General features: G+C 70.9%; 23 protein-coding genes. 13 read left to right on the forward strand and 10 right to left on the reverse strand.

The window, feature by feature from the left end; genetic code table 11:
* Position 1 precedes the first annotated feature (1 nt).
* Entirely contained in the window at positions 2–472 is a 471-nt protein-coding gene (locus HHX35_RS13405) for a hypothetical protein (RefSeq protein WP_182899159.1), read from the forward strand.
* Here the strand turns inward: HHX35_RS13405 and HHX35_RS13410 are convergent.
* Together HHX35_RS13410 and HHX35_RS13415 are read right to left on the reverse strand one after the other, a co-directional pair.
* Positions 413–2,386, reverse strand: coding sequence for a hypothetical protein (locus HHX35_RS13410; protein WP_396780099.1), 1,974 nt, complete (start codon positions 2,384–2,386; stop codon positions 413–415). The two genes, HHX35_RS13405 and HHX35_RS13410, sit on opposite strands and share 60 nt — an antisense overlap.
* Positions 2,376–2,585, reverse strand: a complete 210-nt coding sequence (locus tag HHX35_RS13415; protein WP_182899161.1) for a hypothetical protein — start codon at positions 2,583–2,585, stop codon at positions 2,376–2,378. The genes HHX35_RS13410 and HHX35_RS13415 overlap by 11 nt, the downstream gene beginning before the upstream one ends.
* A 236-nt stretch (positions 2,586–2,821) precedes the next feature.
* Between HHX35_RS13415 and fxsT the strand changes: the two genes are divergently transcribed.
* Entirely contained in the window at positions 2,822–5,335 is a 2,514-nt protein-coding gene (gene fxsT / locus HHX35_RS13420) for an FxSxx-COOH system tetratricopeptide repeat protein (RefSeq protein WP_310739067.1), read from the forward strand.
* 21 nt (positions 5,336–5,356) lie between these two features.
* Here the strand turns inward: fxsT and HHX35_RS13425 are convergent, their stop codons facing one another.
* From HHX35_RS13425 to HHX35_RS13445, 5 genes are all read right to left on the reverse strand, one after another.
* Positions 5,357–6,700 carry an HEXXH motif domain-containing protein gene (locus HHX35_RS13425; RefSeq protein ID WP_182899162.1) on the reverse strand — a complete coding sequence of 448 codons (1,344 nt, stop codon included), beginning with the start codon at positions 6,698–6,700 and terminating at the stop codon, positions 5,357–5,359.
* On the reverse strand, positions 6,697–7,791 hold the full coding sequence (locus tag HHX35_RS13430) for an FxsB family cyclophane-forming radical SAM/SPASM peptide maturase (protein ID WP_310739068.1): 1,095 nt from the start codon (positions 7,789–7,791) through the stop codon (positions 6,697–6,699). The genes HHX35_RS13425 and HHX35_RS13430 overlap by 4 nt, the downstream gene beginning before the upstream one ends.
* Positions 7,792–8,089: 298 nt before the next feature.
* Entirely contained in the window at positions 8,090–8,323 is a 234-nt protein-coding gene (locus HHX35_RS13435) for a hypothetical protein (protein ID WP_182899164.1), read from the reverse strand.
* Positions 8,324–8,436: 113 nt separating this feature from the next.
* A complete protein-coding gene (locus HHX35_RS13440; protein WP_182899165.1) occupies positions 8,437–9,195 on the reverse strand; it encodes a DNA polymerase beta superfamily protein in 759 nt (252 codons plus the stop codon).
* A 22-nt stretch (positions 9,196–9,217) separates the two neighbouring features.
* A complete protein-coding gene (locus HHX35_RS13445) occupies positions 9,218–9,913 on the reverse strand; it encodes a DNA polymerase beta superfamily protein (protein WP_310739069.1) in 696 nt (231 codons plus the stop codon).
* 43 nt (positions 9,914–9,956) lie between these two features.
* On the opposite strand from HHX35_RS13445, the gene HHX35_RS13450 reads away from it, so the two are divergent.
* The 4 genes from HHX35_RS13450 to HHX35_RS13465 all read left to right on the forward strand — a co-directional run bounded on the left by HHX35_RS13450 (position 9,957) and on the right by HHX35_RS13465 (position 14,947).
* Positions 9,957–11,450 (forward strand): LLM class flavin-dependent oxidoreductase, encoded by a 1,494-nt coding sequence (locus tag HHX35_RS13450; protein ID WP_182899166.1) that lies wholly within the window; start codon positions 9,957–9,959, stop codon positions 11,448–11,450.
* A gap of 136 nt (positions 11,451–11,586) precedes the next feature.
* Entirely contained in the window at positions 11,587–12,843 is a 1,257-nt protein-coding gene (locus HHX35_RS13455) for a hypothetical protein (protein ID WP_182899167.1), read from the forward strand.
* 362 nt (positions 12,844–13,205) lie between these two features.
* Positions 13,206–13,709 carry an ATP-binding protein gene (locus HHX35_RS13460; RefSeq protein WP_182899168.1) on the forward strand — a complete coding sequence of 168 codons (504 nt, stop codon included), beginning with the start codon at positions 13,206–13,208 and terminating at the stop codon, positions 13,707–13,709.
* A gap of 191 nt (positions 13,710–13,900) precedes the next feature.
* On the forward strand, positions 13,901–14,947 hold the full coding sequence (locus tag HHX35_RS13465) for a sulfotransferase (protein ID WP_182899169.1): 1,047 nt from the start codon (positions 13,901–13,903) through the stop codon (positions 14,945–14,947).
* A 110-nt stretch (positions 14,948–15,057) separates the two neighbouring features.
* On the opposite strand, the gene HHX35_RS13470 is transcribed toward HHX35_RS13465, so the two are convergent.
* Complete coding sequence (locus HHX35_RS13470) at positions 15,058–15,933, reverse strand: hypothetical protein (protein WP_182899170.1); 876 nt, start codon at positions 15,931–15,933, stop codon at positions 15,058–15,060.
* A gap of 290 nt (positions 15,934–16,223) precedes the next feature.
* Between HHX35_RS13470 and HHX35_RS13475 the strand changes: the two genes are divergently transcribed.
* Both HHX35_RS13475 and gndA read left to right on the forward strand, forming a co-directional pair.
* Complete coding sequence (locus HHX35_RS13475; RefSeq protein ID WP_182899171.1) at positions 16,224–17,483, forward strand: TIGR03118 family protein; 1,260 nt, start codon at positions 16,224–16,226, stop codon at positions 17,481–17,483.
* A 93-nt stretch (positions 17,484–17,576) separates the two neighbouring features.
* Positions 17,577–18,998, forward strand: coding sequence for an NADP-dependent phosphogluconate dehydrogenase (gene gndA / locus HHX35_RS13480; RefSeq protein WP_182899172.1), 1,422 nt, complete (start codon positions 17,577–17,579; stop codon positions 18,996–18,998).
* Between the two features lie 68 nt (positions 18,999–19,066).
* On the opposite strand, the gene HHX35_RS13485 is transcribed toward gndA, so the two are convergent.
* On the reverse strand, positions 19,067–20,665 hold the full coding sequence (locus HHX35_RS13485; protein WP_139575183.1) for an MDR family MFS transporter: 1,599 nt from the start codon (positions 20,663–20,665) through the stop codon (positions 19,067–19,069).
* 105 nt (positions 20,666–20,770) lie between these two features.
* Between HHX35_RS13485 and HHX35_RS13490 the strand changes: the two genes are divergently transcribed.
* The 4 genes from HHX35_RS13490 to HHX35_RS13505 are packed head-to-tail and all read left to right on the forward strand — an operon-like array spanning position 20,771 to position 22,669.
* Positions 20,771–21,331: a TetR/AcrR family transcriptional regulator gene (locus HHX35_RS13490; RefSeq protein ID WP_182899173.1), complete on the forward strand. Its 561-nt coding sequence runs from the start codon at positions 20,771–20,773 to the stop codon at positions 21,329–21,331.
* Between the two features lie 28 nt (positions 21,332–21,359).
* The gene (locus HHX35_RS13495) at positions 21,360–21,761 is read left to right on the forward strand and encodes a nitroreductase family deazaflavin-dependent oxidoreductase (protein WP_182899174.1); all 402 of its coding nucleotides are present in this window, start codon (positions 21,360–21,362) and stop codon (positions 21,759–21,761) included.
* Positions 21,762–21,815: 54 nt separating this feature from the next.
* Positions 21,816–22,514, forward strand: coding sequence for a rhomboid family intramembrane serine protease (locus tag HHX35_RS13500; protein WP_182899175.1), 699 nt, complete (start codon positions 21,816–21,818; stop codon positions 22,512–22,514).
* Positions 22,515–22,525: 11 nt separating this feature from the next.
* Positions 22,526–22,669: a hypothetical protein gene (locus tag HHX35_RS13505; RefSeq protein ID WP_182899176.1), complete on the forward strand. Its 144-nt coding sequence runs from the start codon at positions 22,526–22,528 to the stop codon at positions 22,667–22,669.
* A gap of 38 nt (positions 22,670–22,707) precedes the next feature.
* Here the strand turns inward: HHX35_RS13505 and HHX35_RS13510 are convergent, their stop codons facing one another.
* The gene (locus HHX35_RS13510; RefSeq protein ID WP_182899177.1) at positions 22,708–23,856 is read right to left on the reverse strand and encodes a sensor histidine kinase; all 1,149 of its coding nucleotides are present in this window, start codon (positions 23,854–23,856) and stop codon (positions 22,708–22,710) included.
* 138 nt (positions 23,857–23,994) lie between these two features.
* Here HHX35_RS13510 and HHX35_RS13515 point away from each other — a divergent pair, with 138 nt between their 5' ends.
* Positions 23,995–26,499 (forward strand): RNA helicase, encoded by a 2,505-nt coding sequence (locus HHX35_RS13515; RefSeq protein WP_182899377.1) that lies wholly within the window; start codon positions 23,995–23,997, stop codon positions 26,497–26,499.
* Positions 26,500–26,523 lie beyond the last annotated feature (24 nt).

Consider the following 26,523-nt stretch of genomic DNA (forward strand, 5'->3'; position numbering starts at 1 on the left):
GGTGATCGCGACTCAGTCGGCCACGACGCGACGCGAAGCGGCGGCCAGGGAGCGAGAACAGCAGGACGCCGCGGATCGCGAGCGCAGGGGGCGCCACGAGCGGCTGATCGAGGCGGCCATGAAGCTGCGTGCCCACCTGGAGTTCATCGGAAGATCACGCTGGCCGGACATGGACGCGCGGCTCGCGCGGCTGGAGGAACTCGCCACCGAGGTCTCCGTCGCGTCGGGGATCACCGCCCGGCACGAGGACCCGGACACCATCCGAGCGGCACGCGCTCTGTCGAAGATCGCCGTCGAGCTGGCCGCCGAGGTGGCCGCCGCGGTCGGTCCCGAGGGGGAACTGCGCAGCCTCATCACCTTCGGGCCGTTCGATGAGCGGCTGGACGAGTTCCTCGCACTGGCAGGCCGCGACTCAGCGGTCGTGCCCGTGGTCGAGCAGGCGCCTCGCCGACTCCTTCTGCCGCGGCGATAGGGGCGGCCCGGTGGCGGCGATCGCCTGCCGGGCCAGCTCGGCCGCCTTGTCGAAGTCACCGCTGAGAGTCTCGACGCGGGCGGCGTAGAGGAGGGCGGGCCCGTTCGTCGGCCCCTCGGCCACGACGGCGTCGACCTCACGCTCGGCCTCCGCGGGACCGAGCTGTTCGAGGGTGGCCAAGGCGAGCGCGCGGGCGGCGCGGGTCGCGGGCCAGGTGCGGCTGCTCACCCGCCGCAGGTCGCGCATGGCGTCCTCGGCCCTGCCCTGCTCGGCGTTGAACTCCCCGCGCGCCCGCAGGGCCGTCAACTGGTCGCCCTCGTCCCGCAGCACGCTGTCCAGCTCGGTCATGGCCCGGCTGCGATGATCGGTCAGCCAGAGCGCCCGCGCCAGCTCGGTGCGCAGGGCGAGGTCCCGCGGCAGGAGGCTCTTGGCCTCCTCGAATTTGCGCACGGCCGAGGAGAGCTCGCCCATCTGGGCCATCACCTGCCCGATCGCGCTCAGCATCCGGCCCGCCGCTCCCGGCTCACCCAGATCGGCGTGGCACTGCAGCGCCAGCCGATACCAGGACAGCGCCTTGTCGAGATGCTGCCGGGCCACCTCTTCCTGGTGCGCACGCTCCGAAGGGCTGTCCGTCTCGGGAAGGATCGCCCGGACGGCACGAGCGCGTTCGATCTGGATGTCGCCGAGCAGGGTGTGGATCCGCGCCCAGGATGTCGTCGCGGCGTTCTCCAGGGTATGGAAGGCCTGTTCTTCCGCGCTGTCCAGATCTCCCGCGGTGAGAGCGGTCACGGCGGATTCCAGGCCGGCGGTGGTGCCGGGAGGAGCGAGCGGGTGAAGGCGGGTGAGGGCGGGCCGGAAGTCGTCGTGCAGGAGCCGTATCCCGTCGCCGAGAACCGACCGCAGGAGATGCCCGTCCTCTAGGGCGCAGACGATCGGGTTGCTCATCCCCGCGGTCTCCGCCTCCCCTTGTTTGACGGCATGCCCGTCCGAGAAGGCCGCGACCGCCCACGCGTGCAGCGACGCGGGATCGCGCCCGAAGGTGCCGCCCACCCTGGCGAGCACGTCGCTCAGGAAGTGCGCGAGGGCGTTCCCTGAGTCGGCGAGCCTGAAGACGTGCTCGGGGAGGATGAGCTGGACCGTCGGAGGAAGCCTCGCCCAGAGCCACTGACAGACGATCTGCAGGACGACCGGCTCGACCGCGTCACCGCCCAGTACGTCGAGGAGCTGGGCGGCGGCCTCCGGGGTGAACCTCCTCGCGGTCCCCTCGGCCGGACGGCGGATCGCATCGAGCGCGGCCTCCGCGCCCAGGGGTCCGATCGTCAGCCATTCGGCGCGGCCGACCAGCGCACCGTGGTGCCCGAGATCGTCGCGCCGGCTCTCCCGGACGACCAGGAGCAGCCGTAGCTCAGGGTGATTGTCGAGCGCGTCGACGAGCTCCTCGACGAAAGGCTCCCGGAACTGCGCCCGATAGGGGCCGCCCAGGAAGAACTCCTCAAACTGGTCGACGGCGAGGAGCAGCGGGCCGGGCTGCCGGCGGAGTAGACGGGTCACGTAGTCGGTCAGACTCATGCCCGCCAGCGCGCCCGCGGGTTCCAGTGGCGCCAGTGTGCTGAGCAATGACAGCGTCCACGGATTGTGTCCGGACGGAAGGCTCGCGACCGGGCCGCCGACGAAGCGGCCGACCCGTCCGACGCGACCGTGCGGCAGCCGCGGAAGCACACCGGCGTGCAGGAGCGAGGTCTTACCCGATCCGGTGTCCCCGCTCAGAATGGTCAGCGGACGTCCGGACCAGAGTTGGGTCAGAAGGCTCGACTCCTCCGTTCGCCCGAAGAAGCCCGCGGCATCGTCCGTACGAAAAGGGTCGGCCCCGGGATAGGGGTGCCGCTGCTCCCCGGAGACGCCATCAGCGATCATCGACCGGCTCGGCCCCGTCACGCCGCACCGAACCCGCGACGGCGTTGAATCCGGCGACGGGCGACGCCGACTTCGTGTCGGTGAGGAGCCGGTGCAACGCCTGGAACAGGGCGGACCCGTCGCAGTTTTCCAGCGTTTTGGGGTCGAGCTTCGGCAGGCCGATCAATGCGGGGTGCTGGAGAGCGGTCTGTTCGAGCATGGACGCCCACTCCCGACGAATTGATCCAACTGTCGGGCCCCAGATATCCTGGACCCTGTTCAAAAACTATAGGCATCTTTCCCGCGGGTGTCGAGACGGGCACTCCAATGGAATACGCCTATACGGCCAGCCCTTTCAAAGCATCCTCAAGGGCCGAAAATCCAGACCAGAGAACTCGCGTACCAAGCGTTGCATAATGGGTGACGATAGCCTTCTTCGCAGGTAGGAGGACGCTGGTGCCGGCGCTGCAAAACCCTGGACCGGAGCCCCGTATCTGGGGAAGCCGCATTCCTCTCCGTAATGCGAACTTCACGGGACGCGAGACGGCGCTGAGCGAATTGCGCACGCAGATGTTCGAGGGGCCGACGGCGATCCTTCCGCATACCCTGCGCGGCATGGGAGGCGTCGGAAAGACGCAGCTCGTCATCGAGTACGCCCATCGTTTCAAGGGTGACTACGACGTCGTCTGGTGGATCGCCTCCGACATCCCCCTGCTCATCCCCGGTTCGCTGGGGGCGCTGGCGGAGAAGCTGGGCCTGCCTGCCGCCAAGGTCGTCGGCATCGACGAAGCGTGCCGGTCCGTCCTGGACGCCCTGCGCAGGGGGGAGCCGTACAAGCGCTGGCTGCTGATCTTCGACAACGTCAACAAGGCCCAGGACATCATGGAGATGATCCCGGCCGGACGGCCCGAGCAGGGGCACGTCCTGATCACCTCGCGCAACCCCCGGTGGGAGGGAGTCGCCAACACCCTCGTGATCGACGTCTTCGCCCGTGAGGAGAGCGTCGAGTTCCTCGGCAAGCGCGCCGGGAGGATGCGGCCGGAGGACGCGAGGCGGCTCGCCCACGAGCTCGGTGATCTCCCGTTGGCCCTGGAGCAGGCCGGAGCGCTGCAGGTGGAGACGGGCATGTCCACCGAGGAGTACCTGGATCTGCTGCGCAGGCAGCCGATCGAGGTGATGGACGAGAACCAGCCTATGGAGTACCCGCGGTCGATGACCGCGGCGTGGCGGCTGTCGATCAACGCCCTCGAGGACCAGCTTCCCGAGGCCCTGCAACTACTCAGGTGCGCCGCCTTCTTCGGCCCCGAGCCGATTCCCATCGACCTCTTCCGGTGGGGAAGCTCCGGGGCGGGCCCGCTGCTCAGTCCCATCCTCGGGAACCCGATCCTCCGCACCCGGGCCCTCCGGTCGATCAACAACTTTGCGCTCGGCCGGATCGACGACCGCGCCATCCAGATCCACCGGCTGGTGCAGCGGCTGCTCAGGGCGGACATCGGACCCGACCGGCAGGAGGAGTACGAACGCGAGGCGCAGACGCTGCTCGCCGCGGCGAGGCGGCTTCCGCCCGAGGACGAGACCAACTGGGGCGCTTTCAGCCGGTTAGTGCCTCATCTCGACCCCGTCGGCACCGCCAAGACCACGGACGGCCGCCTACGCGATCTCGCGCTCAACGTCGTCCGCTACCTCTATCTGATCGGTGACACGGAGTCGGCCCGGACCTTCGCGTCCAGCTTCCGGGACAATTGGAGCCGCATTTCCGGCATGGACGACTACCACGTGCTGGTCGCCGAGTACCACCTGGGCAACAGCCTCCGGCAGGACGGGCGCTACGACGAGGCGTTCACCCTCGTCGAGGAGACGCTGGCCCGAGCACGGCGTGTTCTGGACGGGGACGACGACGTGGTGTTGCAACTGATCAACGCGTTCGGAGCCGACCTGCGCGCCAAGGGCATGTTCCGGGAGGCCGTCGCCCACGACGAGGACTCACGCCGACGGCACGCGAAAAAGTACGGCGACACCGATCTCCGGACCCTCCGCACGATGAACAACCTGGCCCTCAGCTACGCCTTGATAAGCGACTACACCAGGGCTGTCGAGCTCCAGACCACCGTGAACGAGGTGTACAACCGACCGGGCGCCGTCACCAAGCTGTCCCTGCTCATCTCCTGGGGCGGGCTGTGCCAGGCCGTGCGGCTGAGCGGGGAGTACCAGGCGGCGCACGATCTCGGCGTCGACGCCCTGGACTACGGCAGGAGCGAGGTGGGGGCCAACCATCTGCGCACGCTGGCCGTCGCGGTCGACCTCGCGATCGCCATGCGCCGGCTGGGCCGGATCGAGGACGCGCTGGAGCTGGCGCACGACACCTACCACCGTTACGAATCGATCGTGACGGCCGGTCACCCGCAGTCGATATCGGCGGCCATCTCCCTGGCCAACGCGCTCCGTACGAACGGCCAGGTCGACGAAGCACTGGAGCTCGCGGAGGACATCGCGGAGAGGCTGCCGCGCATTTACGGGAACGACCACCCGTTCACGCTGGGCGCCCTCGGCAATCTCGCCCTCCTGCGGCGGGTCACGGGCGACCCGGCGGGGGCCAGAACGCTCGACGAGGAGGTCCTCGGCGGGCTCGACAAGGTCCTGGGCCGCAAGCACCACTACTCGCTGACGGTCGCCATCGACCTGGCCAACGACCTGCACGAGCTCGGCGAGCACGAGGCGGCGCTCGACCTCGACCGCCAGACGTACGCCCAGTTGCAGGAACTCCTGGGGGCCGAGCACCCGATGACGCTGGGGTCAGCCGCGAACCTGGCCAACAGCCTGGAGACGATCGGCAAGACCGAGGAGGCGGACGCCCTGCGCGCCGCCACCCTGGCCCACTACGACAGGACGCTGGGAGCCCGGCACCCCGACGCCGTCCTGACTCGGGCGGGCGGGCGGCTGGACTTCGACTTCGATCCCCCGCAGTTCTGAAGGGCCTCCCGGCCTCGCCCGTCAGGCGAAGCCGGGATTACGCGCCAGCCAACTCCGCCGGTGCTCCTCGGACGTCCGGCGTACGGCGGCGGCCACTGGCGCGGGAACGTGGTCGGCCGACCACGACTCCAGGGTCTTGAGCATCACCGAAACGAAGATCCTGCCCTCCTGGTTCAGGTCCCCGCTGTCCAGCAGCGTCGTCGCGACCAGCTCCGCGGCCTCCCGCCAGCGGGCGAACTCGAAGTGGGCCAGCTCGGCCACCTCCCCGCTTTGCAGGAACCGCTGGCGGCGCCAGAACCGGGTGATTCCGAGAAACGCGTAACTGCCCTGGAGAAGTCCCTCAACCGGCCGCGGGTCCTCCCGCCAGGGCGCGTAGTAGCGGGTGCCCCGATCGGGACCGATGAGCCGGATGATGTCGAGGACCGCGCACAGCTTGACGTGCTGCACCTCGTGAACGAGCGTCAGCGCGGTCATGAGCCGGTCCTGGGTCAACGACAGCGCGATACAGCCGAACGCCTCCCGGGAGCTGGCGCTGCGCAGCCCGACGGGCACGGGCGTCAACGGGGTGATCGTGTTCACCAGTGCCCGGACCTCTTCGGCCCGCGCCGGATGGTGCTCGGCCAGCAGCGTCCACGCGTCCTCCAGTGAGGGGCGCCAGTCGCTCACGGCGTCGCCGGGCAGTCGTTCCTCCAGATCCTCGCCGGGCATCCGCATCGGATGCAGATCGTCGAGGAGCAGGGTGATCCCCGTCTCGGTGTCCCCCAGCCCGAGCGTCCGCATCCCAAGCCAGCCGGGCGCGTCAAGGGAGGCGTCGGCGGGGACGCGGATCCGGTCCCCTCCCACTTCGACGACGGCCCGGCCGTGCTCGACCGTCACCAGGCCCACCGAGTCGGGTGCCGACGCCCCGGACGGCGACGGCGGGGACCCGGCCGGCACCGTGCTGCCCACCGTCGGAAGGAGCACCCGGCCCGCCACGGCCGGGACCCGCACCTTGCACGGCCACCCGGTCCGTACGGCTATCGCGGCGGCCACTGCGGCCAGTTGCCCGGGACGGGTGCCCGACGCGCCATCGCGCAGGTCCCGTACGGTGGCCAGCGCCCAGGCGGAGACGGCCGGGTTGGAGATCACTTCGGCGGCGACGGCGGGGTGGCCGCGCAGGAAGTGCGTCAGCAGGTCGTAGGCCTGCGCCGTGATCACGGCGTCCGGATGGTCAGCGCCGCGGGTGAGGCGCGCCACGCCCCACAGGAGGAGCATCTGCTTGCTACGCTGCGCCGCGACGAGCTCGCGCAGGATCTCCGGCGTGGAACCCCCGGTGGCGAGGTGCATCAGGGCGTCCTCGGGCAATTCGTGGCAGGGAAGGCTCATCTCCACGTCTCCAGGTCGCGTTCCATCGTCCGCCGGATGTGCTCGATCAGGGCACGGAGGTCGGCGCAGTAGACGGACGGGTTCTTGAAGCCGGCGCCCGCGCGGTAGCGGTGCGCGTACAGGCCCGCGCCGCACACGTCAACGACGGGGCAGGCGAGGCACTCGGGTGACAGGGCCGACCGTCCGATCTGGCGGGCGGCGAACCCGGGGAGGGTGAGCGCCCGGTCGAGGGGGTCGGTGCGCACGTGCAGACCGGTGATCGTGGCGCCCTCGTACGCGGCCTTGAGGAAGTCGGACTGTTCGATCGAGCCGTCCGTCTCGATGACGAGGACCCCGACGGGCGACAGCCCGATGCTTTCGATGGTGGACGCGCCCCCCAGGAGCAGGTGCATGATTTCGGCGAACAACCGGACCGAGGTCCGCGGGCGCCGGTACCAGTGGTCGAAGATCTCGATCAGCCAGTCGGCGTAGGGCGTGGACGCGTCGGGGGGCCGTCCCGGCGGAGGGTCGGACCAGGTGCCGTGGGGCAGCAGGAAGTCGATGCTCGGCGGCTCGAACTCCAGCAACGCCTCGTATGTGGAGAGCGGGTCGTTCCTGAGATCGATCGTGCAGAGCAGGCCGGCGAACAGACGGCTGTGATCGGCCGTGAGCCGCCGCAACGACTCGACGACCCGGCCATGGCTCGACTCCCCGTTGCGGAAAATCCGGTGGCGGCCGGTGGCCGTGGCGTCTCCGTCCAGGCTCACGCCGATTCGGACATTCAATTCGTCGAATAAGGCGAGGTACTCATCGGAGAGGCGCAGCCCGTTCGTCTGAATGGTAATGCGTACGGGGCAGTCGACGCCGGTTCGCAGGATTTCGACCAGCGCTCTTATTCGTTCGGGCCCGGCCAGCAGCGGTTCCCCGCCGTGGAACACGACCTCGACGGAGGACAGATGGTGTGCGCGGACGTGCTCGCCGATCCGGCCGGCCGTCCACCTCGCCACCGCCGTGGACATGGAGCGGGGCTGGTCCACCCAGCGCGAGTCCTTGAGTTCGTACATGTAGCAGTAGCGGCACGCGAGGTCGCACCTGCTGTGGATCTTCAGCACGAAGGTCTGGAACGGCGTGGGACGCCAGCCCTCATCATGAAGTCCGGCAACGTCGAGAGTTGCTGGCCATTCCGCGCCCGGGGGGGATGCCGCGAGGTCCACTGCCACCTGTTCGCACGCGTCGGGTCGTCACGCCATGAAGTGCTCGATTTCGCTTCTAATAGTTTACGCCCGACCGCCGAATAAAACATCTTTTTGTTGTTGTGGCCGCATTACCGGGACGAGGCGGCGGTCCCCGGGCGCGGCCGTACGGCCGCCCGCCATGGCCTGGTCGGGCGACCTCTGGTGGGCCTGGGGGTCAGTCGGCGCGGGCGGAGAGCTCGTCGAAGAGCTCCAGCGCCGCCTGCCGAACGTCTGCGGGTGTGATGCCGTCTAGGGTGCTGCGGGCCTGAGCGGCGTCACGGGTCGTGGCGAAGGTGATCGCGACAGACTTGGCGGCGGCGTGACGCAGCGATCCGGTTGGCGCGCTGTCGGCCAGTGCCTCCGCGCTCGCGGCCAGGTCGAGGTTGTCTTTGCCGAACTTAGTGGTCAAAGCGTTCTCCTGGGATGATGGCGGCTTGGCCCATTATCCGCGATGGTCCCCGCGCTCGGTGCGGCACCCCGCGTTGTTCGCGTGTCCCCGTCCTTTTTCGCCGTTCGCTCCCTCTATGGGCGTCCGGCGAGGCGGGTCCGTACGACGAGGTCGTGCAGGGCGTCGTGGGCCGACGGGGCGTCCGGCAGCGCGGAGGCGTCCCGGGCGTCCTCCAGGCGGGCGGTGAGCGCGTCGAGGTCGGCCGCGAGCCGTTCCCCACCGGGCGCGCCGTCCGGCAGCCCGCCGTGCTCGGCCGCCCGCTTGGCCTCCACCAGGCCGGGCAGGTACGGCGGCCCGCCGTCGAGGAGCAGGGTGAGATCGGCGACGAGCTCGCCCGTACGCATGAGGTGGATGCCCGTCAGCAGCACCCGGAACGCGTAGAGCAGCGGTTTCAGCTCCCCCGTGCGGTCGGACAGCCGCCGCTGGGTGCGGGCGAAGCCGAGGTAGTGGTGGGCGTGGTGCCGGGTCAGGCAGCCCCGCGCGAGGGCGCGCATCTCCTCGTGCAGCGGGGAGGTGGTCACGACCAGCGGCGACAGGAGCTGCTCCAGCACGTAGCCGTTGCGGCCGAGCAGGAGCCTGCAGAACTTGGCGAGGTCGTGGGTCACGAGGTCGACCTCCACGCCCTCGCGAATCCACGAGCGGGTCACGGTCTCCTCACCCGTGCGCAGCCCGACGACCTCCTCGGCCGGCAGCACGTGCACGCCCCGCAGGTCCACGTCCGAGTCCACCGAGGGGAACCCGTACAGATGCGCGCCGCTCACCGTGGCGAACGCGAGCGGGTGCCGCTCCCGCGCGGCCACCTCGGGCAGCCAGGACGGCAGGACGGCGGTCACGGCGCCCCTCCTTCGATCATGCTCATAGAGCCGACCTCCGCACGTCGATCAGGAACTCCTCGACGGCCGCCCGGTCCGGTCGTCCCGGCAGCGCGCTCCCGTGCCGCTCGTCCAGCTCGGCGAGCAGCCGCCCACGCCACTCCAGCACCTCGGGCCAGGGCGTCTCCCCCCGCCGTACGGCGAGCAGCCGGTCGCGGTGGGCGCCCACCTCGATCAGCGGCTCCCCATGCCCGGCCAGGTGGGCGGCGCACAGCAGCAGCCGGATCATGTGCATGGCCATCTTCCAGCGCCTGACGTCGCCGCCCGGCCGGGGCGGGTCCTCCGGCCCGAGACGGCGGAACTGCCGGGCGGCCGATCCCGCGAACGCCCGCTCCGCCTTCCCCGACAGGAACGCGCGGCGCAGCGCCAGCAGCCGCTCGCCCACCGGGGTGACCAGCTCCACCAGCGGCGACCACAGGCACTCCAGCACGGCCGGATTGCCCTCGAGCGCGAGCACGCAGAACCGCTCGACCTCCCACGAGAGCTGCTCGGGCAGCGGCCCCTCCAGGTGGTCCGGCGGCTTGTCGAGCCGCCAGAACAACGGAGTGGGCGTCACGAACACGCCCCGCCTGTCGACGTCCGACTGCTCGGTCTCCAGCCCGTAGGCGCGCGAGCCGATGACGACCGACAGGACGGTGCCGCCGGGGGCCACCAGGGTCATGTCGCCAGATCTTGTCACGAAGGTAGGCTCCCGGTCCGGGACGCGGAAAGGTAGCGATTTAATGGCGGACTTCGGACATGAGCTGTGGTTCGGGGCGTTTCTCACGCCCGACGCGGCGGGGCACCACCGGATCGTCCGGCAGGCCGTGCTGGCCGACGAGATCGGGCTCGACATCATCGGCATCCAGGACCACCCCTACCTGCCAGCGTTCCTCGACACCTGGACGCTGCTGTCCACGCTCGCGGGGCGCACCGAGCGGGTGCGGCTGTTCCCCGACGTGGTGAACCTGCCGCTGCGGCCGCCGGCGGTGCTCGCCAGGGCCGCCGCGTCCCTCGACATCCTGAGCGGGGGCCGGGTCGAGCTGGGGCTCGGCTCCGGGGCGTTCTGGGACGGCATCGCGGCCATGGGCGGCCCGCGCCACAGCCCCGGCGAGGCCGTGGACGCGCTGGAGGAGGCCATCGCGGTCCTCCGCGCGCTGTGGACCCCGGGCGAGGAGGGCGTACGGCTCGACGGCAGGCACTACCGGCTGGAGGGCGCGCGGCCGGGGCCGTTCCCCCCGCATCCGATCGGGCTGTGGCTCGGCGCGTACAGGCGGCGCATGCTGGAGCTGACCGGGCGGCTCGGCGACGGGTGGGTGCCCTCCTCCGGGTATGCCGCGCCCGGCGAGCTGGGCGCGATGAGCGCGATCCTGGACGCCGCCGCCGAGCGGGCCGGGCGCGACCCCGCCGGGATCCGCCGCGTCTACAACATCGAGGGCCGGTTCTCCGGCGTCGCCGGGAAGGGGTTCCTGGACGGGCCGCCGGCCCTGTGGGCCGAGCAGCTCACGGGACTCGCGCTCCGCCACGGCATGAGCGTGTTCGTGCTGGCCGTGGACGACGACAGGGACCTCAAGGTCTTCGCCGAGGAGGTCGCCCCCGCCGTACGCGAGGCGGTGTCGCGGGAGCGCGCCCGGGGGCCGCGGGAGGACGCCGACGCCCCGATCGAGCTCGCGAAGGCGGCACCGGCGAGGGCCGTGCTCGACGAGGCCACCCGGCCGCGGCTGCCCAAGCGGGACATCGCCGCGCTCCCGCCTCGGCAGCAGGCGAACGGCCGGCGGCTCGTGCTCATCCACGACCACCTGCGCCGGGAGCTGACCCAGATCAGGGACGCCCTGGAGCAGGTCATCGCGGGACGCTCCGACGCCGCCGCGCTCCGCTCGATGATCAACGAGCTCACCCTGCGGCAGAACTACTGGACGCTCGGCACGTTCTGCGCGTCGTACTGCCGCCTGCTGACCACCCACCACACGATCGAGGACGAGCACATGTTCCCGATGCTGGCGGCGGCGCAGGAGTCGCTTGCGCCGGTCGTGGCCCGCCTGGAGCAGGAGCACGAGGTCATCGCCGGCGTGCTGACGGAGCTGGACGCCGCCCTCGTCGCGATGATCGAGGACCCGGACCGGCTCGACGGCGTGCGCGACCAGGTGGACCTGCTGTCGGACGTGCTGCTGTCGCACCTGCGCTACGAGGAGGAGGAGCTCGTGGAGCCCATCGCCCGCCTCAACCTCGACATCTGAGAACCCTGGACAACTGAGAACGGCTCCGAACCCCCGGCGACGGAGTGTTCACGGAGAGACGTGTTTCGCACCAAAGGATGACGCGGTTCTGGGATGATCTCGAGGAAAACCATCGGACGTCGAGAGACCGTGACTGATGCCCCCCATTGACCAAATAACCGCCTTCGCGTCGGCCCATACGATCGAAACGATCATCATCAGCGTCATCGCCCTGGTCTTGCTGGTCCTGGCCTTCTTCGCCCTGCGCGCCCTGATCCGCCTGTTCCGCCGCTGGGCGGCCGGCCGGCCCACCGAGGACATTCTGACCATCGTCGCCGCCAGCATCGCCACCGGCGTCTCCGCCCAGGGCATGTGGCGCTTCTCCGGCGACGTCCTCGGGTTCGACGGGCCGCTGCGGCTCCTGCTGTTCGCCTTCATCGAGGTCGCCGTCATCACCAGCGCCGTACGCGCGCGCCGCAACATGCGGGAGAACTACTCGGCCGGCATCGACGGCCTGGCCGTGTGGGTGCTGACGTCCCTGTCGGCCGTCCTGTCGAGCATGGACGCCCGCAGCGTCGCCGAGGCCGTCTTCCGTCTCGCCGCGCCGCTCGTGGCCGCCTGGCTGTGGGAGCGCGGCATGGCCATCGAGCGGGTCCGCATCACCGGCCGGGGGCGCATCAACTGGCGGCTCACCCCCGAGCGCGTGCTGGTCCGGGTCGGCCTGGCCGAGGCGAGCGACCGTACGGCGAGCGAGGTGGACGCCCACCGCAGGCTGACCAGGGTGGCGCTGGCCGCCAAGCGGTTCCGCGCGCTGCGCGAGGCCGGGGCGTCCGACCGCAAGCTGCGCGCCGCGATGGCGAGGCTCGACAAGGCGATGGACCAGGCGGTGGAATACACCGGCCTGGCCGTGGACGAGAAGCGGCAGGAGGCCCTGCTGTCCCAGATCGGCGCGCTCTACAACACCTCCGCGCTGATCGACCTCGCTCCGCCGGTCCCCTGGGCGCCCGAGCCCGTGCAGCCCGCTCCCCCGGCGCTGCCCGCCGCGACCATCGCCGAGCTGATCGACGACGAGGAGGAGGACGTCCCGGCCGAGCCGGCGCCGCCCGTCGTCGACACCGCCCAGCGCGCGGCCCAGCTCCGGGCCGCCCGGCAGTACTGGGACCAGCAGATCGCGCGCAAGTACGTCCCCCGCGCCGCCGACATCGCCCAGGAGGTGGGCATCCCGCTCCTCGCGGCGAAGGAGTGGCGGGCGCTGTGGAAGCTCGAACCCCAGGCCTACGCGCTGATCGAGGCGGCGTATCGGGAGCACGGGATCGTCGACACCGGCACGTTTCCGGCCATCGAGGTGCCCGAGCGCGAGCGCGTGCTCGTCGTGAACGGCTCCGCATCGGGAGCGGCCGCGCACGACTCCTGACGAGGAGCCTGCCCGGCTTCACCGACGAGAAGGGGGCGGCGGGACCGGACGGACCGGTCCCGCCGTCCTGTTGAGCCGGGATTTCACGCCACCCACGGACCACCATGACCCCGGAAGGCCGTCATCGCCGTGCGCACGCTGTGGGGCGGCACCGTTCCCGACCGGGTCGTCTGCCCCTGTGCCGGGCCTTCCCGCGGTTCCAGCGCGGCCGGCTTCTGGTCGCCGCCCGGAGGACGAGGGTGGCGAGGTCACTTTCCCGGCATAGCGGGGCAAGGACACTCCTACTTTCCCGTGACATCGCGGGCGCGGGGGCGGACGTCCTCTCCTGCGGCGGCCACACCGTCACGCGTTGGGAGGAGCTCATGGAGATCTCGGGGGACGGCGCGGGAAACCGCGTGGCCCGGCTCGCGGGTGGGCGGGACCAGGTGGGGCGGGCGCGCAGGCTCGTGTCGGCCGCGCTCGGGCGCGGCCATCCCCGGCATGACGACTGCGTACTGCTGACCAGCGAGATCGCGACGAACGCGGTCGTCCACTCCCGTTCCGGGGACGGCGGCACCTTCACCGTCACCGTCTCGTGCCTGCCCGACCGCGTGCGGGTCTGCGTGGAGGACGACGGCTCGGCCGGGCCGCCGTGCGCCGGTCATCCGCTCCCCAACGGGTCGAGCCAGGGCGGTCGCGGCCTGCCGCTGCTGGACCTGCTGGCCGACCGGTGGGGGCTGGTCCGCGAGGCCGGCCGCAACGAGGTGTGGTTCGAGTTCTGGTCCGACGGCGACCGGCGGGCCGCCGCGCTCGCCCGTCGCCGGCCGGCGGCATGGGTGGGGCCGGTGGTCGCGGCGCGCGGCTCGGCCGGCGCGACCTCCGGCTGACCCGATCCTCCCGGGCTTCCCGGCCGGGGGCGGGCCCTCCGGACGCCGGGCGGGGAGCCGTGGCACCCAGATATGGGCCGCGATACGGCATCGGTGTCTGTTTCGGTGGTACTACACCGACGTCGGGTGATTCTGAAGGCAAGGAAGGGGCAAAACCAACTTAATAAATCGGGAAAGTAGGAGGACTCCCAATGGCCCTGCCCGACTTCCTGGTCATCGGGGCGCCGAAGGCCGGCACCACTGCCCTGCACGCTGCGCTGGCCCGCCATCCGCGGCTGTTCATGTCTCCCGTCAAGGAGCCGAAGTTCTTCCTCACCGACGGCCCGCCTCCGGCGAAGGGCGGGCCGGGGGACGCGGAGACCTACCGCGAGCACGTGTGGCGGCGCGCCGACTACGAGGCGCTGTTCGCGGACGCGGCGCCCGGGGCGCTGCGCGGCGAGTCCACCCCCTTCTACCTGTACGACCGCGCGGCCCAGCGGCGGATCCGGGAGGCGATCCCGGACGCCAAGCTCATCGTCTCGCTGCGCGACCCCGTGGAGCGCGCGCACTCCAACTGGACCCACCTGTGGTCGGCCGGCCTGGAGCCGATCGGCGACGTCATCGAGGCGTGCGCGGCCGAGAAGCGGCGGATCGCCGAGGGCTGGTCGCCGTTCTGGCACTACGTCGGCCTCGGCCGGTACGGCGAGCAGCTCGCGCACCTGTTCGCCTTGTTCCCCCGCGAGCAGGTGCTGGTCTTCCGCTACCGGGACCTCGTGGACCGCCCCGCCGCCACGCTCGATCGCATCTGCGCGTTCCTCGGGGTGGAGCAGGGGCTGGTCGGTGAGGTGCCCAGGGAGAACGTCACGGCCCATCCACGGCACAGCCGCGGGCACCGGCTCCTGGCCCGGCTCGCCCGGCTCGGCGATCCGGTGCTGGGCCGGCGGCTCACCGGTCCGCTGGAACGGGTGCTGCAGCGCGACGGGCAGCCCCGGCGGCCGCTCACCTGGGCACAGCGCCAGGAGCTGCTCGCCTACTTCGCCGCCGACATCGCGCTGCTGCGCGACCTGCTCGGCGGCGACTCCTTCGGCGAGGGCTTCGGCGACTGGCTGCGCCCTCGGGAGCGGTCGGGAGGCCTGGTCGGAGCCCGGCCGTCCGGCCAGCGGCAGGCCCGCAACGGCCGCGCCAGAAGCGCCTCCGACCCGGCCGCCCGGCCGCCGGGCATGGACGGCCCTCCGGGAGGCGATCCCATCGGGGCGTGACCCCCCACTCGGGCCCCGCCCGCCGCCGCCCGTGCCACCCCGCTCCCGCTCTGCCACCGCGGATGTTCAGGGCGATGTCCAATCCTGGCGCCGGAATCGCTCCCGGGCGGTCAGCGCAGCTCGGTGCGCAGCTCGTGTCCCCCGTCGGCGCGGGTCAGCTCGTAGTACAGGCGGCGGCCCCCCGCCACGGGCACGATCGACAGGTAGCGCAGTCCTCCCCCGGCGTGCTCCGACTGGGCGACGGGAGCGGTTCCGGTGGCGGTGAGCGTGGACGGGTCGGGGCCGATGGCCACGCCCGTGCGCTCCTCGTAGTTCTCCTCCGCCGACGCGCGGCCGTCGTAGTACGCGATGACGGTCTCGCCGCTGAACGTGACCGCGCTCACCCGCACGCCACGCGAGTCCCACTCGCCCGGCCGCCGGTCGAGCGCGGTGCCCTGCCAGGTCCACTCGACGCCGTCGGTGCTGGTGGCGTAGTCGGTCACCATCTGGTCGGCCTCGTCGGGGTCCTCCAGGGGGTGGCAGGACGCCCACAGGTGCCACACTCCGCCGTGATGGAGGATCACGGGGTCCTTGACGCCGGTCTTGAGGTCGCCGGGCAGCACCACCCGCGCGTCGGCGGGGTCGAACTCCGCCGGTCCGGCGGCCTCGATCATCTCGACCCGCCAGTGCTTGGTGCCGTACGTGGCGCAGCTCAGGTACAGGCGCCACCTGCCCTCCGGCGTCACCACGAGCGTCGGGCGCTCCAGCGACTCGGTCTTCATCTCCTCCTTGGTGATCGTGAGGATCTTCTCGAACCGCTCGCCGTCGGCGGATCGGGCGATCTCCACGGCGTACCCGCGCCCATCACCGAGCGGCCGGCGCAGCCGGTAGGCCAGGTAGATCCATCCGTCCCTGCTCACGGCGCTGGGCGCGCCCGCCCAGAATCCGGGCCCGTCTCCGGGTGGAGGAACCGCGACGACTGACCGTTCCGGCTTCGGTGCGAACACGTCTCTTCTCCGTAGTGAGCGACGACGGTGGGCGGGGCCGGCTCAGCACCGGCCCCTCTTGGCTGTAGTGAATTACCAGCGGCCCGGCGGGAGGCCAAGTGTCCTCGCCATCGGACGACCATGTCTATACAAAACCCGCTTGCTTTGCGGGTTTTGTCAGGATAGGGCAGACCTGCTCCTGCCCGCGCCCCTTACCTGCGGAAAAGTCGGGTGAACCCGGAACGGGGCGGCGGCGTATCTCCGGGCGTAAGGGCATGCCGACACAGTTCTGACCACTCTCAGGAGGCCCCATGCGGGCACGTATCGTCACGCTCTGCGCCGCGCCGCTCGCGCTGGCGCTGGTCGGAGCGGCACCGGCCCATCCCGCTTCGTCCCCCTACGCCTCCCGCTCCGGGCAGGGCTCCGGCCCCCAGGCGCACCCGGCCGCGAACCGGTCCGCGAGCACGGCGCACACGCCCGCCCGGTTCGCCGAGGTCGACCTGGTCTCCGACGTGGCGGGCAGGGCGGCCCTCACCGACCCGAAACTGGTCAACCCCTGGGGCCTCGCGATGGGCGCCGCCCTCTGGGTGTCCAACGCGGGGACCGGCACGGCGACCGTCTACACCGGAGGTGCGGGGACGGCCAGGAAGGCCCCCACCACGGTGACGATCCCCGGCGGCACCCCGACCGGCCAGGTGGCGTACACGGGCGACGCCTTCACGGTCAAGGGAAAGGCCGGCGCCGCGCCCGCCTCGTTCATCTTCTCCAGCCCGAGCGGCGCCATCACCGCCTGGAGCGCCAAGGCCGATCCACACAACGCGGTCATCGCCGCGTTCACCCGCGGCGCCGACTACAAGGGCCTGGCGCTGATGAACACCGACCGGGGCACGTTCCTGCTCGCGCCGTCCTTCTCCCACGGCGCCGTCCACGTCTTCGACGACGACTTCCGGCGGGTGCGGCCGGCGCGCAGCGCGTTCCGCGACCCGTTCCTGCCCGCGCACTACTCCCCCTTCAACGTCGAGATCGCCGGAGCCTCGGTTCTCGTCGCCTACGCCAAGCGGGACCCCGAGACCGGCAGGCCGGTGGCGGGCCGGGGCAACGGGTTCGTCAGCCGGTTCACCCCGAGCGGCCGCTTCGTGCGGCGCCTCGCCTCCCGCGGCCCGCTGAACGCGCCGTGGGCGATGACGCTCGCCCCCGCCGGGTTCGGCGCGTACGCCGGTGCGCTGCTGGTGGGCAACTTCGGCGACGGATGGATCAACGCGTACAACCCGAGGACGGGTCGCTACCTCGGCCCGCTGCGCGGGGCGGACGGCAGGGCGATCGCCGTCGAGGGGCTGTGGGACCTCGAACCCGGCACGGCGGGCAACGGCGGCACCGACGCGGTGTGGTTCTCGGCCGGCGTCTCAGGCGCGCGGCACGGCCTGCTCGGCCTGATCCGCCCGGCCACGGCCGCGGGCGCCGCCTCGCCCACTCCGAGGCCCACGCCGTCGTCCACGCCGTCGTCCACGGCCACGACTTCGGCCAGACCGGCGCCGTCACACTCCCACCCGTCCGGCGGCTACGGCTACTGACGGCTACTGATACGTGCAGCTCACCGCGATCGGCCGCGGGACACGCCCACCCGAGGCCGGTCGCCCCTACCTGGGAACGGTATGACTGTAGTCATGGACAAGGCAGACATCGGAGTGACGGGCCTGGCGACCATGGGTCGCAACCTCGCCCGGAACTTCGCCCACCACGGTCACGTGGTCGCGGTGCACAACCGCACGGAGAGCCGTACGACCCGGTTCATGGAGGAGCACCGCGACGAGGGCGCGTTCCTTCCGGCCGGCACGATCGAGGAGTTCGTGGCCTCCCTCGAACGGCCCCGCAAGGCGATCATCATGGTCAAGGCCGGGGCGCCCACCGACGCCGTGATCGAGGAGCTCGCCGCCGTCATGGAGCCGGGCGACATGATCATCGACGGCGGCAATGCCCACTACATGGACACCCGCCGCCGGGAGGCCGCGCTGCGCGAGCGGGGCATCCACTTCGTCGGCACCGGCATCTCGGGCGGCGAGGAGGGCGCGCTCAACGGCCCGAGCATCATGCCCGGCGGCGACGCCGAGGCGTACAAGACTCTCGGCCCCCTGCTCGAGGACATCGCGGCGAAGGTCGACGGGGTGCCGTGCTGCGTGCACGTGGGCCCCGACGGCGCCGGCCACTTCGTCAAGATGGTGCACAACGGCATCGAGTACGCCGACATGCAGCTCATCGCGGAGTCGTACGACCTGCTCCGGCAGGCCCTCGGGCTGACCCCGCAGGAGCTGTCCGACGTCTTCCGCGAGTGGAACCGGGGCGACCTGGAGTCGTACCTCATCGAGATCACCGCCGAGGTGCTCGGCCACACCGACCCCGCCACGGGCAAGCCGTTCGTGGACGTCGTGCAGGACCAGGCCGAGCAGAAGGGCACCGGCCGCTGGACCGTGCAGAGCGCCCTCGACCTCGGCGTCCCGGTCACCGGCATCGCCGAGGCGGTGTTCGCCCGGGCGCTGTCGGGTCACCCCGAGCAGCGGGCCGCCGCCCGCTCGCTCACCGGCCCCTCGGGCATGGCCGGCGACTCCGGCCTCGTCGAGGACGTGCGGCGGGCGCTGTACGCCTCAAAGATCGTGGCGTACGCCCAGGGGTTCGACCAGATGGCCGCCGCGAGCGCGGAGTACGGCTGGAACCTGAACCTGGGTGCGGCGGCCACGATCTGGCGCGGCGGCTGCATCATCAGGGCGCGCTTCCTCGACCGGATCCGGGCGGCGTACGACGCGGACCCGAACCTGCCGACGCTGCTGGTGGACCCGACGTTCGCCCAGGCGCTGGAGGAGGCCCAGGAGTCGTGGCGGCGGGTCGTGGCGACGGCGGCGACGATCGGGGTGCCGACGCCCGGCTTCTCCTCGGCGCTCGCCTACTACGACGGGCTGCGCCGCGACCGGCTGCCTGCGGCGCTGTTGCAGGGGTTGCGCGACTTCTTCGGCGCGCACACCTACCGGCGGGTCGACCGGGAGGGCTCCTTCCACACCGACTGGTCGGCTGACCGGGCCGAGCGGCCCGCCTGACCGGCCCGGAAAACGCGGTACGGCGCACGCCCGCGCGGGGGCGTGCGCCGTACCGGCTCCGAATCAGGTCACTCGAAGGCGGCGGCCGCCATCGGCTCCGCCTTCTCGCCGTCGGCGGCGCCGGGAGCGCCGCTGCGCAGCGGGACGTGCTTGATGAAGGCGGCGATCACCGGGACCAACGCGGCGAACAGGACCGACCACAGGAAGACCGTGCCGATCGTGCTGGCGAGCGCCTCCAGGAACCCCGTCTTGACCGGCGGTGGAAGCTGCTCGAGGACCTTCCGGTCGATTTGACCGCCACCGGAGCCGAGCAGGGTGGCCGCCTTGGCGCCGAACCTGGTGGTGATCTCGTCGGCCAGACGGTTGTTGAAGATGGCGCCGAACAGCGAGATGCCGAACGAACCGCCGATGGAGCGGAAGAACGTGGAGGCGCTGCTGGCCACGCCGATGTCCTTCTGCTCGACGCTGTTCTGCGCGATCAGCATGGTCGTCTGCATCAGGAAGCCCATGCCCAGGCCGAGGACGGCGATGTAGACGCCGGTCCGCCAGGCGGGGGTGTGGACGTCCTGCGTCGACAGCAGCCACACGCCGATGGCCATGACCACGCCGCCGATCACCGGGAAGCTCTTGTACTTCCCGGTCTTCGTGATCGCCCTGCCGACGAACAGCGACACGACCATGGACGAGGCCATCATCGGGAGCAGGAGCAGCCCGGAGTTGGTGGCCGTGGAGCCCTGCACGATCTGCTGGAACATCGGCAGGAAGGTGATCGCGCCGAACATCGCGAAGCCGAGGAGGAAGCCGAGCACGTTGATCAGCGTGAAGTTGCGGTTGGCGAACACGTGCAGCGGCAGGATCGGCTCGGCCGCCCGCCGTTCGACGGGGATGAACACGGCCAGCGCGACGACCGCCAGGGCGGCCAGCCCCAGGATCTGCCACGAGCCCCACGGGTATCCGTGCTTCTGGCCGCCCCACGAGGTGATCAGCACGATCGCGGTGATCGCCACGGTGAGGATGGCCGCGCCGAGCCAGTCGATGCGGTGCTCGGTGCGGTGCCTGGGCAGGTGCAGCTTGAGGATCAGCCAGATCAGCGCCACGCCGCCGAGCGGGAGGTTCACGTAGAAGGCCCAGCGCCAGTTCAGGTTGTCGGTGATGAAACCGCCGACGAGAGGCCCCGCGATCATGGCGAGCGACATGATGGCCGCCATGATGCCCTGGTACTGACCACGCTCACGGGGCGGGACCAGGTCCCCGATGATCGACATCACCCCGACGATGAGCCCGCCGGCGCCGAGGCCCTGCAGCGCGCGGAACGCGATCAGCTCGATCATGCCGTCGCCGGTCCCGCCGAACAGCGACGAGCCGGCCATGCCGCACAGCGCGGAGCCGATCAGGAAGATGGCGATCGAGCTCAGGAAGATGTTCTTGCGGCCGTACAGGTCGCCGAGCTTGCCCCAGATCGGCGTCGAGACCGTGGTGCCCAGCACGTACGCGGTGGTGACCCAGGTGAAGTAGTCCAGCCCCTGAAGCTCCCCGACGATCCTCGGCATCGCCGTGCCGACGATCATGTTGTCCAGCATCGCCAGCATCATCGCCAGCATGAGACCGGGTAAGACGATCATCACTTCCCGGGACCGGCCGGGCGCGGCCGCGGTCTCCGTGGTCATGGGTGCCCCCTTGAAACGAATTTACTTACTTGCCGACAGGCTAGTGCCCGAGGCACGGTATTGTCCTTACTTGCCGGCCGTCAAGTTATTTGGGGACAGCAGGGAATGGGTGCTCATACCGACACACGCAGCCGCATTCAGGAGGTCGCGATCAGGCTCTTCACCGAGCAGGGGTACGAGGCGACGTCGCTCCGGGAGATAGCCGAGGCCCTCGGCGTGACCAAGGCGGCACTTTACTACCACTTCCGCACCAAGGAGGACATCGTCGCCAGCCTGATCGAAGACCGCGTCAAGGCACTGGACGAGCTGATCGCGTGGGCGAACGGGCACCCCCGCACCGCGGAGACCCGCGGGGAGGTCATCCGCCGCTACTCCGCGCAGATGACCAGCGGACGCCACCACGAGGTCATGCAGTTCATGGACCGCAACAAGACGGCGCTGCAGGGCCATGCCAAGGTCGACCTGATGCGCGAGCGCATGGGCGAGCTGATGCAGACGCTGTGCGAGCCGGAGGACCCGCTGCCGGTCAGGCTGAGGCGCTCGATGGCGCTGTTCGCGATGCACGCGGCCTGGTTCTTCATCCGCGACGAGTCGGCGACTGAGGAGGAGCGGGCCGCAGCGGGACTGCAGGTCGCCCTGGAATTGGCCGAGGGCGCGGGCGGTTGATCCCCCTCTGATGGGAAGGTGAACGACCATGCTTTTCGGACAGGAACACGTCAAGCGCTACATCGAGACCGACGGCGAGGAAGGCCACGACTGGCAGGGCACCACGGTGGCCATCCTCACCACCAAGGGCCGTAAGTCGGGCCGGCCCCGCAGCACCCCGCTGATCTACCAGCCGTACGGCGACGCCTACCTGGTGGTCGCCTCCAAGGGCGGGGCCGACGAGCACCCGCTGTGGTACCTCAACCTCCAGGCCGAGCCCGAGGTGGAGTTCCAGATCAAGGGGGACAGGTTCGAGGCGCGCGCCCGTACGGCGACCCCAGAGGAACGACCGGACATGTGGCGGACGATGGCCGCGACCTGGCCCGCGTACGACGAGTACGCCACCAAGACCGACCGGGAGATCCCGGTCGTCGTCATCGAGCGGATCTAGACCTCTCGCGCGGCAGCCGATGACGCGTGCGGCCGTCGGCGGTATCTTTCCCGCATGATCCTCAGTGACGGGGGAGGCTCTGTGAGCGACGGCCGCACCGCCGAAATCATGATCGCCGAGGCCCGGAAGGCCTTGTGGGTCATGGTCGGCTTCCTGGCGCTGATCTGGGTCGTGCAGGTGGCCAACTGGGCCTCGGGCTACTCGCTCAGCTACAGCTACGGCATCAGGCCCTGGGATGTCGAGCGGCTGCCCGGGATCGTCTCCGCGCCGCTCCTTCACTGGAGCTGGGAGCACATCGAGGGCAACTCCGGGCCGCTGTTCATCTTCGGGTTCCTCGCGGCCTACCGGGGCGTACGGCGCTTCCTCGGGGTGACCGGGCTGATCGCCGTCGCCAGCGGGCTCGGCTCGTGGTTCACCGCCGACTCCTCCACGGTCGGCGCGGGCGCGAGCGGGCTGGTGTTCGGCTACTTCGGATACGTGCTTGTCCGCGGGGCGTTCGACCGCCACCTGATCGACATCGTCATCGGTCTGGTCATGGGCCTGTGCTTCGCCTACCAGTTCGCCGGGCTGCTGCCCGCCGAGGGCATCGGCTGGCAGGCCCACGTCTTCGGCTTCGCGGGCGGCATCCTCGGCGGCTACCTGTTCCGCGACCGGCGGGCCAAGGGCACGACCGGGAGTGCGCCTCCCAGCAGTGCCGCTCCGCCCGACTCCCGGTCCGCCCTGCTCAAGGAGATCGAGGACCTGGGCCTGTAGGCCCCATGCCCGTGCGCGGTTTGCGGGTCACCCGCGGGGAGATTCCTGCTTCGATCGCGGGCCGGGATCTGCTCGCCGTGGAGAAGGGCATCGCGGAGAGCGGTGTCGTCTCCCCGGAGGACTCGGTCGCCTACACCAGGAGCAACGTCTGCTGATCGGGCCGCTGTGCGTGTCTGTCCGCAACGGCACGGAATCAGGGCTCGGGATGCTCGGGCGGGTGGCAGGGGATGCTGGCGGTGAGCGCGAACCCGCCCTCGGCGGTCGGGCCGAACGTGAGCCGCCCGCCCACCAGGGCGACGCGCTCGCGCAGGCCGGGCAGCCCGTAGCCGCCCCCCGCGTCAGCGGGCACCCGGACCGGCACGGCCCGGCTCTTGCCGCTGTTGACCACCGACACGTTCAGCACGCCGCCGTGGGCCTCGCAGACCACCTGCACGTCGGCCCCCGGCGCGTGTTTGCGCACGTTGTTGAGGCCCTCCTGGACGACGCGGTAGCAGGCGTGGCCGGCCTGCCGCGACAGCGTCTCCTCCGGCACGTCGTAGTGCAGGGCGACGCGCAGGCCGGTGGCCCTGCTCTCCTCGACCAGGCGCGGTATCCCCTCGACGCTCTCCGCCGAGGGCGGCAGGTCCCTTCGCCGCAGCGCCGTGAGCAGCTCGCGCAGCTCGGTCAGCGCCCGCACGCCCTTGTCCTCGATGTTCCTGGCCAGTTTGCGGATCTCGTCGAGCTCGTCGGCGTCCTGGATGAGGCCGGCGTTCAGGACCATCACGGTGACCGCGTGCGTCACCGTGTCGTGCAGCTCACCGGCGATGCGGCGGCGTTCCTGGGCGGCGGCGCGCTCCTCGCGCGCCCGCACGCCCGCACGCAGCTCCCTGATCATCGTGCGGTAGCGCCACACCCAGGTGCCCACCAGCGCGGGCAGGAAGATCAGCGTGGCCGCCCGCACCGTCACGGCGACGGGCAGCCGGTCGGTGTAGGGGCTCGCGTAGTCGGCCAGCGCGTAGACCCCCGCGAGCGCGGCGGTCACCCACGGCCAGCGGCGCACCGTGTTCTGCGCCGTCATCGAGTACGCCGCCAGCATCAGCGGCATCGTCTGGCCCGCGAGCAGGGCGCAGGCGACGGTGGCCGCGATCACCGGCCAGGCCGCACTGCGCCGGGCCAGCATGGACGCGGCCGCCGCGCCGGTTGCCGCGATCTGCGCCCACCACGGCACGGCGAGGAACGGCAGGGCCGGGAAGGAGCGGCCGAACATCACCGCCGGCACCGCGAAGGCGAGGACGGCGACGGCGAGCAGCACGTCGGCCGCCGCCTCCCGGCGCGCCGTGAGCCCGGCCCACTTCTCCCCCATACCGCTAGTTTGTGGGTTTGACCTGCGGCTTCGTGCAGCGCCACGCCCCTTTGACGTAGCTGTGCCACACCTTGCCGTACGTCGGGCCGGTCGAAACAGTCGTGCGTCTTGGGCAGGATAAGAGGCGTGAGCGAAAGCATGAGCCTCCTCCGCCGTCTTCCGTCCGGCTCAGCGTCCGGCGCCGACCCGGACGCGCTGTTCGACGCGTTCGTGTCGTGGAACGCCGATCGCGGGCTCACGCTCTACCCTGCGCAGGAGGAGGCGCTGATCGAGGTCGTCTCCGGCAACAACGTGATCGTGTCCACGCCCACGGGCTCGGGCAAGAGCCTGATCGCCGCCGGGGCGCACTTCGCGGCGCTGGCCCGAGACGAGATCAGCTTCTACACCGCGCCGATCAAGGCGCTGGTGTCGGAGAAGTTCTTCGACCTGTGCGCGCTGTTCGGCACCGAGAACGTCGGCATGATGACCGGCGACGCCACCGTGAACGCCGACGCGCCCGTCATCTGCTGCACCGCCGAGATCCTCGCCCAGATCGCGCTGCGCGACGGCGCGAACGCCGACGTCGGCACCGTGATCATGGACGAGTTCCACTTCTACGCCGAGCCCGACCGCGGCTGGGCCTGGCAGGTGCCGCTGCTTGAGCTGCCGCAGGCGCAGTTCGTGCTGATGTCGGCCACGCTCGGCGACGTCGAGCGTTTCCAGACCGACCTCACCCGCCGCACCGGCCGCCCCACCAGCGTGGTCAAGCACGCCGAGCGCCCGGTGCCGCTGATCTACTCCTACCGGACCACTCCCCTGCACGAGACGCTGGAGGAGCTGCTGTCCACCCAGCAGGCCCCGGTTTACGTCGTGCACTTCACGCAGGCCGCGGCGATGGAGCGCGCCCAGGCGCTCATGAGCATCAACATGTGCACCAAGGCCGAGAAGGAACAGATCGCCGCCCTGATCGGGAACTTCCGGTTCACCACCCGGTTCGGCCGGGCCCTGTCCCGGCTCGTACGGCACGGCATCGGCGTGCACCATGCGGGCATGCTGCCGAAATACCGCCGCCTGGTGGAGCGCCTCGCGCAGGCGGGGCTGCTGAAGGTCATCTGCGGCACCGACACCCTCGGCGTGGGGGTCAACGTCCCGATCCGCACCGTGTTGTTCACCGCGCTGTCGAAGTTCGACGGCACGAAGGTGCGGCGGCTGCGGGCGCGGGAGTTCCACCAGATCGCCGGGCGGGCCGGCCGGGCGGGCTTCGACACGGTCGGCTACGTCGTCTGCCAGGCCCCCGACCACGTCATCGAGAACGAGCGGGCACTGGCGAAGATCGGCGACGATCCCAAGCGGCGCCGCGGCTACGCGCGCAAGAAGCCGCCGGAGGGGTTCGTCGGCTGGAGCGAGGACACGTTCGAGAAGCTCCAGACCGCCGAGCCCGAACCGCTGACCTCCCGCTTCAAGGTCAGCAACGCCATGCTGCTGTCGATCATCAACCGCCCCGGCGACTGCTTCCAGGCGATGAAGCGGCTGCTGACCGACAACCACGAGGACCGCAAGGCGCAGCGCCGCCACATCAGCCACGCCATCGCGATCTACCGCTCGCTGCTGGCCGGCGGCATCGTGGAGAAGCTCACCGAGCCCGACGAGCACGGCCGGATGGCCCGGCTCACCGTGGACCTGCAGGAGGACTTCGCGCTCAACCAGGCGCTGGCCACGTTCGCGCTGGCGAGCTTCGAGCTGCTCGACCGCGAGTCCCCGACGTACGCGCTGGACCTGGTCTCCATCGTCGAGTCGACGCTGGACGACCCCCGGCAGATCCTGCACGCCCAGCTCAACAAGGCCAGGGCCGAGGCGGTCGCGCAGATGAAGGCCGACGGCATCGAGTACGAGGAGCGGATGGAGCGCCTCGCGGAGATCACCCACCCGATGCCGCTGGCCGACCTGCTCTTCGGCGCGTACGAGACCTACCGGCGCGGGCACCCCTGGGTCGGCGACCACGTCGTGAGTCCCAAGACGATCGTGCGCGACATGTACGAAAGGGCGATGACCTTCACCGAGTACATCCAGTTCTACGAGCTGGCCCGCTCGGAGGGCACGGTGCTGCGCTACCTGGCCGACGCGTACCGCACGCTGTCGAAGACGGTGCCCGAGCACCTGAAGACCGACGACCTCGTGGACCTCATCGAATGGCTGGGCGAACTGGTGCGCCAGGTCGACTCCAGCCTCATCGACGAGTGGGAGAAGCTGGCCAACCCGGCCGAGGCGCTGGCCGCCGGGCAGGAGCAGCTGGAGACCCGGACCCGCCCGGTCACCGCCAACGCGCGCGCCTTCCGGGTGCTGGTCCGCAACGCGATGTTCCGGATGGTGGAGCTCGCCGCGCTGGACCGCGAGGAGGAGCTGGTCGAGCTCTACCCGGACGTCGACTGGGGCGCGGGCCTGGACTCCTACTACGAGGAGCACGACGAGATCCTCACCGGCCCGGCCGCCCGCGGCCCGGCCCTCCTGCTCATCGAGGAGGAGAAGGAGCTGTGGCGGGTGCGTCAGATCATCGACGACCCGGCCGGCAACCACGACTGGGGCATCGGCGCCGAGGTGGACCTGGCCGCCTCCGACGAGGAGGGCCACGCCGTCCTCCACGTCACCGGCCTCACCCGCCTCTAGCCGTGGAGGCCGGGGACGGCTCCG

Source organism: Microbispora sp. H10830 (genome assembly GCF_014161375.1).
Lineage (GTDB): Bacteria > Actinomycetota > Actinomycetes > Streptosporangiales > Streptosporangiaceae > Microbispora > Microbispora catharanthi.